This is a genomic window from Kosakonia quasisacchari, assembly GCF_004331415.1.
In the GTDB taxonomy this organism is placed as follows: Bacteria; Pseudomonadota; Gammaproteobacteria; order Enterobacterales; family Enterobacteriaceae; genus Kosakonia; species Kosakonia quasisacchari.
On the sequence record NZ_SJOP01000012.1, the window covers coordinates 154786 to 168765 of the forward strand.

Genomic DNA, 13980 nt, shown 5'->3' on the forward strand with positions numbered 1-13980 from the left:
TTAGTTGAAGGGTTTTAAGTCAACTCGCGCCATCATCGCGGCTAACTGGGTACGATCGGTAATACCTACGTTACTCTGACTTACCGCCAGTGCAGCAACAGCGGTGGCCAGGCGTAAAGTATGTTCACTGGATTCACGCATCAGCAGACCGTAGATCAGCCCGCCAACCATTGAATCCCCTGCGCCAACGGTGCTTACCACTTCCATTGACGGCGGTTTGGCGATCCATTCGCCCGAAGCGTTAACCCACAGCGCGCCTTCTGCGCCCAGGGAAATCACCACATGGGCGATCCCCTGTTCGCGAAGCGCATGAGCAGCTTCAATAACGTCCTTCAATTCTGGTAATTTACGGCCCGCCCAGATTTCCAGCTCACGGCGGTTCGGTTTCACCAGCCACGGCGCGGCTTTCAGGCCGGCTACCAGCGCATCGCGGCTGCTGTCGAAGATAATGCACGGGCACTGGCTACGCAGGCGCGTCATCCAGTCCGTAAAGGCTTCCGGGCTGACGCCAGACGGCAGGCTACCGCTCACGCAAACCATGTCGAACTGGCCAAGCCAGGTCAGCGAATCGTTAACAAAGCGTTCCCAGTCAGCCGGGGTAACTTCAAAGCCGGAGAAGTTAAAATCCGTCACTTCGCCATCTTTTTCCGTCAGCTTCACGTTGATACGGGTACGCCCCTGCACCACCTGAAAACGGTTGGCGATGCCCAGCTCGCTGAACAATTGCTGGAAACCATCCTGGTTGTCTTTACCGAGGAAGCCGCCCACGGTGACATCAATGCCAAGGTCTTTCAGTACTTTTGCGACGTTGATCCCTTTACCCGCAGCATGCAGGCCGGTAGTGCGCACGAGGTTCACTTCGCCGCGTTCAACTTCCGGGGTGAACCCCACCAGATCATAGGCTGGATTAAGGGTAATCGTAGCGACACGTCTGCTCATTATGCGCCCTCCCCGAGACCGGCAGCGATGGCTTCGCCAATCGCTTTCAGCGCCTGTTCAGCATCATCACCCTGCGCGGTGAAACGCAGGCGGTGTCCTTTTTTCACGCCAAGTGCAACAACTTTCATCAGACTACGTCCATTAGCTGGTTTGCCGGTACCGTCAAGGTTGGTAACGGTAATTTCACTGTTAAATTGCTTGATAGTATTGACCAGCATGGTGCCCGGACGTGCGTGCAGACCATGTTCGTTACGCACGACAAATTCCTCGCTCAGCAGGTCTTCAGCAACCGCATCGTCACTGCTCAGCAACGCCAGAAGCGTGGCGGCGTCGGCATTCAGCAGCAGGCTGGTTTTATTGTTAAGCAGCAAATCGCTAAGGCGCTTGAGCACCGCGACTGGCTGTTCATCGGCCATGGCAACACTGACCAGCAGCGCCGCGCGCTCACCTTCTACCTCAAACGGGGTTGCTGCACGGCTCACCGCAACCGCACTCAGCAAGTTGCCTTCAGCACTGTCGTTCAGCCAAATGCCCTGACCGAGGTTCAGCGGTTTCTCGTTAATGGCGCGAGTAACATATGCAGCATCAACCGCACCCGCCTCTTTCAGACGCGCGGCGTTCAGCGCTTGCAGCGTCGTCAGATCGCTGGCAGCGACATCGAGCGTTAAGGTTTCGTTATCCAGCTTGAGTGATGCGCTCTGTTTTTCGCCCATCAGCAATGCGCGCAGCTCTTCAGCAGAGGTGGCGGACTGCAACTGTGCAGCCACGGAATCATCGCTCAGCACATGCGTCAGCTGACGCAGCAAGCCAAGATGTTCATCGGAGCTGGCGGCGATACCGATGGCGACATACGCCACCTGCCCTTCGCTCCAGAGGATGCCCTGTGGGAACTGGAAGACTTTCACACCGGTTTTCAGCACCTGATCGCGCGTGTCGGTGGTGCCGTGAGGAATGGCAATACCATTGCCGAGATACGTTGAAGTTTGCCCTTCGCGCGCCAGCATGCCATCGACGTAACCGTCGGCGACGTTACCTGCTGCTACCAGCGCCGCCGCAATCTGGCGAATGGCATCTTCTTTATTGCTGGCCTGCTGGCCTGGATGGATGTCCTGAACGGATAACTGGAACATGTGACCCTCGCTCGCTGATTGAATCGTTTCAGCTAAGTTGAGAAATAATGCGTCACCGCCGTTGTTCAGACATGACGTGATGACGCTGAAACGTTTCAAGGAGCATTCACTTTTTTTCTTCCGTAAGCAAGAATTCTCTCAATTGGCGTTGCAGAATTTTGAGGTTCAGCACATTTCGACCACGCATAAGGCAAATTTGCTGAAGCAATCTTTCTGTTCAGCAATCCACTTTCAGCTTTCATCAGCTTTAATAAAAAGGCTGGAAAGAGGGTTGGATTTTTTGTGATGAATTTTGCTTAGCATGCTGTGTTTTTTTCATGCAGCGGCGTACACTCCGCGTCTCGCTATTGGATCTCATTTAACATGCAAAATTCTCCCGCCGCTGCACGTCCCGGCGCTTTTGATTTCACCTCAACGGCATTCCTGATTGTCGCTTTTTTAACGGGGATTGCCGGTGCGCTGCAAACGCCGACCCTGAGCCTGTTTTTAACCAATGAAGTGCACGTTCGCCCGGCGATGGTGGGTTTCTTTTTCACCGGCAGCGCTGTGATTGGCATTCTGGTGAGCCAGTTTCTTGCCGGACGCTCCGATCGCAAAGGCGATCGCAAAACGCTGATTGTTTTCTGTTGCCTGCTCGGCGTGCTGGCCTGTGCACTGTTCGCCTGGAACCGTAACTACTTTGTTTTACTGTTCATCGGGGTGTTCCTCAGCAGCTTCGGCTCGACAGCGAACCCGCAAATGTTTGCACTCGCGCGTGAGTATGCGGATCGCACCGGGCGTGAAGCCGTGATGTTCAGCTCGATCCTGCGCGCGCAAGTATCACTGGCGTGGGTGATTGGCCCGCCTCTGGCCTACGCGCTGGCGATGGGCTTTGGTTTCTCCGCCATGTATTTATGCGCGGCGGCAGCCTTTATTGTCTGCGGTGCAATGGTGTGGCTGTTCCTGCCAACCATGCGTAAAGAGCCAAAGCTGAAATCTGCGGTGATGGAAGCGCCACGCACTCACCGCCGCGATGCGCTGCTATTGTTCGTGATTTGTACGCTGATGTGGGGCACCAACAGCCTTTATATTATTAATATGCCGCTGTTCATTATTGATGAGCTGCATCTGCCAGAGAAACTGGCGGGCGTAATGATGGGCACCGCTGCCGGGCTGGAAATCCCCACCATGCTGATTGCCGGGTATTACGCAAAGCGCTTCGGCAAACGCTTTCTGATGCGCGTTAGCGCCGTAGCGGGCATCTTTTTTTATGCAGGAATGCTGACGGTGCACACGCCCGTGGTACTGCTTGCTTTACAGCTGCTGAACGCTATTTATATCGGGATTCTCGCCGGGATTGGCATGCTCTATTTTCAGGATTTAATGCCGGGCCAGGCGGGTTCAGCCACCACCCTTTATACTAATACCACGCGCGTCGGCTGGATCATCGCCGGTTCGCTGGCTGGTGTAGTGGCAGAGATCTGGAGTTATCACGCCGTGTTCTGGATTGCGCTGGCGATGACGCTGGCTACGCAGGTTTGCCTGAGCCGGATCAAGGATATTTAAGGTGCGGTTTGTTGCTCAAGATCGAGCAGATACACCATCGCCTGCTCACGGTTTGCGCCGCACATTTCACGGCTCGGTTGCAGCCCGGCGCACACGTTTGGGCGCAGCGGCGAGCCGAATATCTTGCAGCGCTTTTGCGCGTCGAGCTGAACGCAGGGCGTATTGGCCGGTTTCCCGTCAGGCATGCCGGGTATCGGGCTACTGATGGACGGGGCGGTACAGCAAGCTCCGCAGTCCGGGCGGCATTCCATAAACGTTCTCTGTTATCAGGCGCGCGGGGCTGCGCGTGCAGGCGCAAGCTACCATCTTTTGCCCTCTGAACGCAAAACTCTCCGATTCCACTTGCCTGAAAAGTCCCTCGCGAGTAGTTTGTCGCGATATTTTCGTCATTTTCAATTTACAGGACCCTTGCAATGCCAAGAGCGAACGAAATTAAAAAAGGTATGGTGCTGAATTACAACGGCAAATTGCTGATTGTGAAAGATATTGATATTCAGTCACCGAGCGCCCGTGGCGCGGCAACGCTCTACAAAATGCGTTTTTCCGATGTCCGTACCGGGCTGAAAGTGGAAGAGCGTTTTAAAGGCGACGATATCCTTGATACCGTGACCCTGAACCGTCGCTTTGTCGACTTCTCTTATGTTGACGGCAACGAATACGTGTTTATGGATAAAGAAGATTACACGCCGTACACCTTCAATAAAGAGCAGATTGAAGAAGAGCTGCTGTTTATTCCAGAAGGCGGTATGCCGGATATGCAGGTTCTGCTGTGGGACGGCCAGTTGCTGGCTCTCGAACTGCCGCAGACGGTGGATCTGGAAATTGTGGAAACCGCACCAGGTATCAAAGGCGCTTCCGCCAGCTCGCGCACCAAACCGGCAACCCTGACGACTGGCCTGGTGGTACAGGTCCCGGAATACCTGACCACCGGCGAGAGAATCCGTATTCATATTGAAGAGCGCCGTTATATGGGCCGCACCGATTGATAAGCGTGATACATTAAAAAAGCCACTTCATTGAAGTGGCTTTTTATTTTCTGACAATAAATCGGATTACAACAGATCGCGGAACAGGGTTTTCTTCAGCGCCAGCTCAACGCCGCGAACTTCTGCCATCCCTTTCAGGCGACCAATCGCCGAATAACCTGGGTTGGTTTTCTTACGCAAATCATCCAGCATCTGGTGACCATGATCCGGGCGGAACGGGATCGGGCGCAAATCACCGGCTTTCTTGCGGCGTTGCTCTTCAGTCAGAATGGCGGCAACCACCGACACCATATCCACGTCACCCTGCAAATGCGCGGCTTCATGGAACGTTTTCGGGTTATCTTCGCGGCAGGTTGAACGCAGGTGCGTAAAGTGAATGCGATCGCCAAACGTCTCGATCATCCGCACTAAGTCGTTATCCGCACGCACGCCGTATGAACCTGTGCACATGGTGAAACCGTTGTTGATGCTGTTTACCGCTTCTTTCAGCCACTGCATATCTTCAAGAGTAGAAACGATACGCGGCAAACCGAGGATCGGGCGCGGCGGATCGTCCGGGTGAACCGCCATACGCACGCCCACTTCCTGCGCAACTGGAACGATAGCGCGCAGGAAATAAGCCATATTTTCACGCAGTTGCGCTTTGTCGATGCCGTCGTATTCAGCAAGGCGCGCGTGGAACTGCGCCAGGGTATACCCCTCTTCAGCACCCGGCAAGCCAGCGATAATATTACGCGTCAGCTTTTCGACTTCCGCTTCAGTCATGGCGTTGAAATAAGCTTGCGCCTGGCGCTGCTCTTCTTCGCTGTAGTCAGCTTCTGCGCCTTTGCGCTTCAGGATATGCAGCTCGAACGCGGCAAAAGCAATCTGGTCAAAACGCAGCGCTTTGGAGCCGTCCGGCAGTTCATATTCAAGATCGGTACGCGTCCAGTCGAGGATCGGCATAAAGTTGTAGCACACGGTATCAATACCGCAGGCTGCCAGATTGCGGATGCTCTGCTGATAGTTGGCAATCCAGGTGTCGTACTGCCCGGTATGAGTTTTAATATCTTCATGCACCGGAATACTTTCGACCACCGACCAGACTAGCCCTTTTTCCGCCAACAGCGCCTGACGCGCTTTGATCTCGTCAACCGGCCAGACCTGGCCGTTCGGGATATGGTGCAGTGCGGTCACGACGCCCGTCGCGCCTGCCTGACGCACATCATCAAGCGACACCGGATCGTTCGGGCCATACCAACGCCAGGTTTGTTCCATTGCCTTATCCTCTACAAAGTTGTTATACCAATACACGCAGACATATGACGACTACCATACATGCTTAATTACAGCGGTCAAATCTTCCCACAGCAATGATTGATCCAGCTCACATTCCCCGGATAATTACGGCATACCAATTCTTTTTGCTGTCATATAACTTTACACTGCACATTGTTAATTATTGGTTAATCAGGTGTATATAGATGAAGACAATCGCCTCCGTAACGCTTCCCGCCAGCGTACAGCAACCTCAGTATGACCGCACACAACTGCGCTCGCGAATTGTGCACTTTGGTTTTGGCGCATTTCATCGTGCGCATCAGGCGCTGTTAACCAACCGGGTGCTGAACGCGCAAGGCGGTGACTGGGGGATCTGTGAAATAAGCCTGTTCAGCGGCGATGTGCTCATGTCCCAGTTGCGCGAGCAGAATCATTTATACACCGTGCTGGAAAAAGGGGCGGACGGAAACCAGCCGATTATTATTGGCGCGGTGAACGAATGTCTGAACGCGAAACTCGATTCGCTACCCGCCATTATTGAAAAATTCTGCGAACCGCAAGTGGCGATTGTCTCTTTGACCATCACCGAAAAAGGTTATTGCATTGACCCTGCCAGCGGCAAACTGGATCTGCAGCAGCCGCGCATCGAACACGATCTCCAGCACCCAGGCGAACCGCACTCAGCACCAGGGATTCTGGTTGAAGCGCTCTCTCGTCGCCGTGAACGCGGGCTGCCGCCTTTTACCGTGCTCTCCTGCGATAATATTCCAGATAATGGTCATATTGTTAAAAACGCCGTACTTGGCATGGCACAAACCCGCTCGCCGGAACTGGCGCAATGGATAGCGGAACATGTGAGCTTTCCGGCCACCATGGTTGACCGTATTGTTCCGGCAGCAACGGACGAATCACTGGCAGAAATAAGCGAAGCGCTGGGCGTATTTGATCCGTGCGCCATCAGTTGTGAGCCGTTTATTCAGTGGGTGATTGAAGATAATTTCGTCGCCGGACGTCCTGAATGGGAAGTGGCAGGCGTACAACTGGTACAGGATGTACAGCCGTGGGAGCAAATGAAGTTACGCATGCTTAATGGCAGCCACTCTTTTCTGGCGTATCTCGGCTACCTGGCAGGTTTCGCGCATATTAATGATTGCATGCAGGATGATGTGTTCCGCACCGCGGTGCGCCGCCTGATGCTCCAGGAACAAGCCCCGACGCTGCGCATTACTGGCGTTGATCTCACTGCCTATGCCGATAGCCTGATCGACCGTTTTTCTAACCCGGCGCTGAAACACCGCACCTGGCAAATCGCCATGGACGGCAGCCAAAAGCTGCCGCAGCGTATGCTGGATGGTGTTCGGGTGCATTTGCAACGAGAAACGCAGTGGCCGCTGTTAGCGCTGGGTATTGCGGGCTGGATGCGCTATGTCAGCGGTGTGGATGACGCCGGTCAGAGTATTGATATTCGCGATCCGCTGGCGGATAAAATTCACGCGATTGTCGAAACCAGTAACGTCGATGAACGCGTAACGGCACTGCTGACACTAAAAGAGATTTTCGGTAGTGATCTGCCGCAAAACCCGACGTTTGTTGATGCTATCCATCGCGCATGGCAAGCGCTCACCACTGAAGGTGCGCATGCAGCGGTGAAACGCGCACTCGGTAATTAACAATTTCTGCTATTTAGGCGGACGGTTAGTGCTTTTACGCCGTCCGCGCCCTTCTCTTTTCGCACTTTTTTCGCCAGGATCGTCAGTCACATTTAATTTCGTTGACGCCTGGAGCGCTTGTGACCAAAACCAACCTCATCACCGGCTTTCTCGGAAGCGGCAAAACCACGTCGATTTTGCATTTGCTGGCCAATAAAGACCCGCAGGAAAAATGGGCCGTGCTGGTGAATGAATTTGGTGAAGTCGGCATTGATGGCGCGCTGCTGGCTGACAGCGGTGCGCTGCTTAAAGAGATTCCGGGCGGATGTATGTGTTGCGTTAATGGCCTGCCGATGCAGGTGGGTCTCAATACGCTTCTGCGCCAGGGGAAACCTGACCGGTTGCTGATTGAGCCGACCGGGCTGGGCCATCCAAAACAGATCCTCGATATGCTCACCGCCCCAGTGTATGAACCGTGGATAGACTTGCGCGCAACGCTCTGCTTGCTGGATCCCCGCCAGTTACTGGATGAAAAAGCACTCACCAATGAAAACTTCCGCGACCAATTAGCGGCGGCAGATATTGTCGTTGCCAATAAGCAAGATCGCGCTACACCGCAGAGCCAGCAAGCGCTGGATAGGTGGTGGGCGGAGTATGGTGGTGATCGCTTACAGGTTAGCGCGACCCAGGGTGCTATTGACGGCGCACTGCTTGATCTTCCTCGCCGTAACCTGCGTGAGCTACCTTCAAGTGCCGCGCATAACCATGCACATAGTGAGAAAAAAGGCCTCGCGGCATTAAGCTTGCCAGCGCATCAACGCTGGCGTCGCAGCCTTAACAGCGGCCAGGGCCATCACGCCTGCGGCTGGATTTTTGATGAAGAGACAGTGTTCGACACCATCGGTTTACTGGAGTGGGCGCGCCTTGCGCCGGTTGAGCGTGTTAAAGGGGTAATGCGTATTCCGGAAGGATTGCTGCGCGTTAACCGCCAGGGGCAGGATCTGCATATCGAAACGCAAAATGTTGCGCCGCCGGATAGCCGCATCGAGCTGATTACCGCCTCAGAGGCAGACTGGAACACGCTTCAGTCCGCTTTGTTGAAGCTTCGTTTAAGTCAGGAACACTAACGTTGCCGCCGTGTTAATTGAAAATAGATTCGTTATGAAAACTCGTTTACCGCTAATTTTACTGTTGAATGCCGCAGGAGTGGCGCTATTTATTTCCTGGTATTTGCCCGCTAACCACGGTTTTTGGTTTCCGCTGGACTCTGCAATATTCCACTTTTTCAACCGGGGTCTGATGGAAAGCCGCGCTTATTTGTGGCTGGTGGCGCTAACCAATAATCGCGCCTTTGACGCCTGCTCGCTGGTGGCGATGGGCTGTTTAATGACCTCTTTTTGGTTAAAAGACGATGCGGCCGGGCGACGCCGTATTCTGATGATTGGCCTGACGATGCTGCTGATCGCCGTGGTGATTAATCAACTGGCGCAGAATCTGATGCCCGTCAAACGCGCCAGCCCGTCGCTGTTCTTTACCGACATTTACCGGGTTAGCGATTTGCTCGACTTCCCCACCAAAGACGCCTCGAAAGACAGTTTCCCTGGCGATCACGGCATGATGCTGCTTATTTTCGCGGGTGTAATGTGGCGATATTTTGGCCGAAAAGCGCTGGGCATTTCCCTTATTATTTTTGCGGTTTTCGCCTTTCCACGCGTAATGATCGGCGCTCACTGGTTTACCGATATTGCCATCGGATCTCTGTCGGCGGTCTTGATCGGTCTGCCGTGGTGTTTGTTAACACCGCTTAGCGACAAAATTATTTCTGCCTTTGATCATTTCCTGCCCAGAAATAACAAAATTTAAACAATTTCCGATTATCAATAACACGCATTCATCAGGAATCGTTTTCGATTCCTGATGCGTAATCCCGGCTTTTCCCTAATTTTGTCATTTTCTCGTCACGGCAATCTGCCTATAAAAGAGCAATTTGCATGCTATTTAAGCCAAATTGGTTATTTTTCACCCAATACTGAGAATTCACTTTCTCTATCATAATTTCTTATAAAAAATTAAAGAAAACCGCTCGCCATGCCGAAGATGTTCAGGTAACCTCGGTTCGTCTTGTCGCAAAGAGTGCTCTTATTCTCATTGCGCGTAAATTTGTGCGTTCTTCCACAAAATTACGTCAGAGCATTTGTCTCGATGCATTCAGATAATTAATCTCGCTGCGTTGGCATTTTTTATAACGATATTTATCGTTAAGGACTTCAAGGGAAAATAAGCAACATGGTCAAATCTCAGCCGATTTTGAGATATATCGTGCGGGCGATACCCGCGATTGCAGTAGCGGTTCTGCTTTCAGCTTGTTCTACAAATACCGCAAAGAACATGCATTCTGAGACGCTTGCTGTGGGCGAAGACAACTCTTCACTGCAAGCCTCTCAGGATGAATTTGAAAATATGGTTCGTAATCTGGACGTTAAAGGCCGCATTATGGATCAATATGCTGACTGGAAAGGCGTTCGCTACCGTTTGGGCGGCGACACCAAAAAAGGCATCGATTGTTCCGGCTTTGTGCAGCGCACTTTCCGTGAACAGTTTGGTTTAGAGCTGCCGCGTTCCACCTGGGAACAGCAGGAAACAGGAAAGTCTATTTCGCGCACCAGTTTGCGTACGGGCGACTTAGTTCTGTTCCGCGCGGGTTCTACCGGCCGACACGTTGGGATTTATATTGGTAATAACCAGTTTGTTCATGCTTCCACCAGCAGCGGTGTCATGATTTCGAGCATGGATGAGCCTTACTGGAAGAAGCGCTACAACGAAGCGCGACGCATCCTGACACGCAGCTAATTGCTTAATGCCGGTTTTCCCTTGGCTGGCGTTAAGTATAAAAAAACACTGCTCCGGCAGTGTTTTTTTATGTCTGCATTATGCTATACGAATCTTTTCAGGTTATAGTCCGGCTCTACCACCACGCCGCCCCGAGCACCTACAATGGGCCCAACGCCATGTTCACCCGCCATTTTTCCGTTAATCGAAAAATTTTGCTGACCAGCCTGCTTATCGGTCTGTTCTCAGCATTAATCGCGAGTGGCTGTCAGTTTTGGTTCGAACAACAGCGGCGGGAAGCCAGATACGATACACTGCTCACCAATATGCAGTCCTGGCTTTCGGACTACCTCTATGATATCCGCGCCACTGCCGAATCGCTCCAACCACTCACTCTGAATGATTGCCACGCCGTCGCCAGCGAACTGACTTCCCGCGCCGCATTCAGCATGAACGTGCGTGCTTTTTTACTGGTGAAAGATCGCTACGCCTTTTGCTCCTCGGCCACCGGCGAGATGAGCCTTGCGATGAAAGATCTGGTACCAGAAATCGATCTCGATAAAGCCAGCGATATGGTGTTCTTACCCGGTACGCCGATGATGCCGGATAAACCCGCCATTGCACTCTGGCTTCGCAGCCCATTGCTGGATCATCGTGGCATATTCGCTACGCTGAACATCAATCTGGCTCCCTACACGCTTTACACTTCGCAGCAGCCGGATTTGACCGGTATCGCCCTTGGTATTGGCGATCGGGCTGTCTCCACATTTTCCAGCGGGCTTATTAACCTGAGCAATATGCCTCAGTCCCCTTTTCTGACCACCCAAATTGAAGGTTCGCCAATCACGCTTTATCTCTACGCAGAAAAGTGGCGTCCGGAAGATATACAATTTGCCGCACTGCTCGGAGCAACCTTTGGCATGCTGGCAGCGTTACTGAGTGCTTTCGTCCTTAATACGCAAATGCGCCCCGGCAGAGAGATCCTCACAGCCATTAAGCGCGACCAGTTTTATGTCGTTTATCAGCCGGTAATCAGCGCAAAAGATCTGAAAGTGACAGGTGTCGAAGTGCTGATGCGCTGGAAGCATCCCACCGCAGGAGAAATAGCGCCTGACGCTTTTATTCACTTTGCCGAAGCGCAGCAGCTTATTGTGCCGCTAACATTGCATCTCTTTGACCTAATTGCGCGTGACGCGCCCGTGTTACAAACGCTGCTTCCGCCAGGTGCAAAAATGGGTGTTAATATCGCGCCTGGCCATTTGCATGCCGCCAATTTCCTTGAAGATGTCCGCGACTTCGCCCACTCCCTGCCCCCGCACCATTTCAGCATTGTGCTGGAAATCACCGAGCGGGATATGCTGCGTTATACGGAAGTGACCAAACTGTTTGATTCGCTGCGCAACGAAGGTTATGAAATCGCTATTGACGATTTTGGCACCGGGCACAGTGCGTTGATCTATCTGGAACGCTTTACGCTTGATTATCTGAAAATCGACCGCGGTTTCGTTAACGCTATCGGCACAGAAACTGTGACATCGCCGGTGCTCGACGCCGTCCTGACGCTGGCGAAGCGGTTAAATATGCTCACGGTTGCCGAAGGTGTCGAAACGCCAGAACAAGCCAGGTGGCTACGTGAACACGGCATTCACTATATGCAAGGCTATTTCTTCAGCCGACCGCTGACGCTGGAGCAATTTGTGGCGTGGCATCCGCCGGAGTTTACCACGTTGCTCTAGCGTGAATAATTTCACATCAGACCAGGCCTCCCTTATTATTCAACGATAAGTGGTTAGCGAGCCTGTCGCGTTGCAGGTCAAAGGAACACACCGGATGAAGTTTGTGCGCATTTCAGCTTTATTGCTGGTTTTTGTTGGCCTGGCATGTCAGGCGCAAACCATAAAAGAAAGCTACTCATTTGCCGTTATTGGCGAGCCCAAATACGCGATTAATTTTTCCCATTTCGATTACGTGAATCCTGCCGCGCCCAAAGGCGGCAACGTCACACTGTCAGTGATTGGTACTTTCGACAACTTCAACCGTTTCGCATTACGCGGTAATGCGGCGGTGCGCACCGAATCGCTCTACGACGCCTTGTTTACCACCTCGGACGATGAACCGGGGAGCTATTACCCGCTGGTCGCTGAAATGGCGCGCTACGCTGATGATTATTCCTGGATGGAGATCAGCATCAATCCACGGGCGGTATTTCATGACGGTACACCGATCCGCGCCAGCGACGTCGCTTTTACCTTTCAGAAATTTATGACCGAAGGCGTGCCGCAATTCCGCCTGATCTACAAAGGCACGACTGTCAAAGCCATTTCGCCGCTCACCGTGCGCATTGTGCTGGCGAAACCGGGTAAAGAGGACATGCTCAGCCTGTTAACGTTGCCCGTTATGCCGGAGAAGTTCTGGAAAGATCATAAGCTGAGCGAACCGCTCGCCCACCCGCCGCTGGGCAGTGGGCCGTATCGCATCAGCACCTGGCGCATGGGGCAATATATTGCCTACACCCGCGTTCGCGATTACTGGGCGGCAAATTTGCCGGTGAATCGGGGGCGCTGGAATTTCGATAATATTCGTTATGACTACTACCTCGATGACAACGTGGCGTTCGAGGCGTTCAAAGCGGGCGCTTACGACCTGCGCAGCGAAGGCGATGCGAAAAACTGGGCGACGCGCTATATCGGCAGCAATTTCAGCCAGGGGTACATCATTAAAGATGAGCAGCCAAACACCTCCGCGCAGGACACACGCTGGCTGGCGTTTAACACCACTCGCCCGGTGTTTAGCGATCGCCGCGTGCGCGAAGCGGTGTCGCTGGCCTTTGATTTTGAATGGATGAACAAAGCGCTGTTCTACGGCGCATACAGCCGCGCCAACAGTTATTTTCAAAACACCGAATATGCGGCGCGCAACTATCCTGATGCCGATGAACTGACGCTACTGGCACCGTTAAAAGCGCAAGTGCCGCCGGAAGTGTTTACCTCCATTTATTCGCCTGCGAAATCAAACGCGGACGGCTACGACCGCGAAAATTTGCTGAAAGCCGATAAATTGCTCACCGAATCCGGCTGGATACTGAAAAATCAGCAGCGCGTTAATGCCAAAACCGGCCAGCCTTTTACCTTTGAACTGCTGCTGCCCTCCGGCGGCAATACGCAGTGGGTGCTGCCGTTTCAGCACAATCTTGCGCGGCTTGGTATCGCGATGGAGGTGCGTCAGGTCGATAACTCGCAAGCCACCAACCGTATGCGCAGCCGCGACTACGATATGATGCCTCGCCTGTGGCGCGCCCAACCGTGGCCAAGCGGTGATTTGCAAATATCCTGGAGCTCGCAATACATTGACTCTTCGTATAATGCTCCCGGTGTCAAAAACCCGGCGGTCGATAACCTGATAGAGCAGATCAATCGCTGGCAAGGAAACAAAGAGAAGCTACTTCCGCTCGGGCGGGCGCTGGATCGTGTCCTGACGTGGAACTATTACATGCTGCCAATGTGGTACATGGCTGCCGATCGCGTCGCCTATTGGGATAAATTTTCCATGCCCGGCATTCGCCCCGTCTACTCGCTCGGGTTCGACACCTGGTGGTATGACGTAAACAAGGCGGCGAAATTGCCCGCTGCCAGACGTTAAGGA

Annotated in this window: 12 protein-coding genes; 8 read left to right on the plus strand and 4 right to left on the minus strand. The window is 53.0% G+C overall.

Features of this window, described 5'->3' with window-relative positions; all coding sequences use genetic code 11:
* Window positions 1-939, minus strand: a complete 939-nt coding sequence (fruK, locus tag E0L21_RS14680) for a 1-phosphofructokinase (protein WP_131410715.1) — start codon at window positions 937-939, stop codon at window positions 1-3.
* Window positions 939-2069 carry a fused PTS fructose transporter subunit IIA/HPr protein gene (gene fruB / locus E0L21_RS14685; RefSeq protein WP_131410717.1) on the minus strand — a complete coding sequence of 377 codons (1131 nt, stop codon included), beginning with the start codon at window positions 2067-2069 and terminating at the stop codon, window positions 939-941. Before fruB ends, fruK begins: the two co-directional genes overlap by 1 nt.
* Before the next feature lie 363 nt (window positions 2070-2432).
* On the opposite strand from fruB, the gene setB reads away from it, so the two are divergent.
* The gene (setB, locus tag E0L21_RS14690) at window positions 2433-3614 is read left to right on the plus strand and encodes a sugar efflux transporter SetB (protein WP_131410719.1); all 1182 of its coding nucleotides are present in this window, start codon (window positions 2433-2435) and stop codon (window positions 3612-3614) included.
* Here setB and E0L21_RS14695 read toward each other — a convergent pair.
* Window positions 3611-3865, minus strand: coding sequence for a YkgJ family cysteine cluster protein (locus tag E0L21_RS14695; protein ID WP_131410721.1), 255 nt, complete (start codon window positions 3863-3865; stop codon window positions 3611-3613). The genes setB and E0L21_RS14695 overlap by 4 nt on opposite strands.
* A 162-nt stretch (window positions 3866-4027) precedes the next feature.
* Between E0L21_RS14695 and yeiP the strand changes: the two genes are divergently transcribed.
* Window positions 4028-4600, plus strand: coding sequence for an elongation factor P-like protein YeiP (yeiP, locus tag E0L21_RS14700; RefSeq protein WP_131410723.1), 573 nt, complete (start codon window positions 4028-4030; stop codon window positions 4598-4600).
* A 66-nt stretch (window positions 4601-4666) separates the two neighbouring features.
* On the opposite strand, the gene uxuA is transcribed toward yeiP, so the two are convergent.
* On the minus strand, window positions 4667-5857 hold the full coding sequence (gene uxuA, locus E0L21_RS14705; protein ID WP_131410725.1) for a mannonate dehydratase: 1191 nt from the start codon (window positions 5855-5857) through the stop codon (window positions 4667-4669).
* 206 nt (window positions 5858-6063) lie between these two features.
* Between uxuA and E0L21_RS14710 the strand changes: the two genes are divergently transcribed.
* From E0L21_RS14710 to E0L21_RS14735, 6 genes are all read left to right on the plus strand, one after another.
* Window positions 6064-7530, plus strand: a complete 1467-nt coding sequence (locus E0L21_RS14710; protein ID WP_131410727.1) for a mannitol dehydrogenase family protein — start codon at window positions 6064-6066, stop codon at window positions 7528-7530.
* A gap of 119 nt (window positions 7531-7649) precedes the next feature.
* Window positions 7650-8636: a CobW family GTP-binding protein gene (locus E0L21_RS14715; protein WP_131410729.1), complete on the plus strand. Its 987-nt coding sequence runs from the start codon at window positions 7650-7652 to the stop codon at window positions 8634-8636.
* Window positions 8637-8670: 34 nt separating this feature from the next.
* Window positions 8671-9372, plus strand: a complete 702-nt coding sequence (locus E0L21_RS14720) for a phosphatase PAP2 family protein (RefSeq protein ID WP_131410731.1) — start codon at window positions 8671-8673, stop codon at window positions 9370-9372.
* A gap of 423 nt (window positions 9373-9795) precedes the next feature.
* On the plus strand, window positions 9796-10359 hold the full coding sequence (gene mepS, locus E0L21_RS14725) for a bifunctional murein DD-endopeptidase/murein LD-carboxypeptidase (protein WP_131410733.1): 564 nt from the start codon (window positions 9796-9798) through the stop codon (window positions 10357-10359).
* A 158-nt stretch (window positions 10360-10517) separates the two neighbouring features.
* The gene (locus E0L21_RS14730) at window positions 10518-12074 is read left to right on the plus strand and encodes a cyclic di-GMP phosphodiesterase (RefSeq protein ID WP_131410735.1); all 1557 of its coding nucleotides are present in this window, start codon (window positions 10518-10520) and stop codon (window positions 12072-12074) included.
* A 94-nt stretch (window positions 12075-12168) separates the two neighbouring features.
* Window positions 12169-13977 (plus strand): extracellular solute-binding protein, encoded by a 1809-nt coding sequence (locus E0L21_RS14735; protein ID WP_131410737.1) that lies wholly within the window; start codon window positions 12169-12171, stop codon window positions 13975-13977.
* Window positions 13978-13980: the final 3 nt, after the last annotated feature.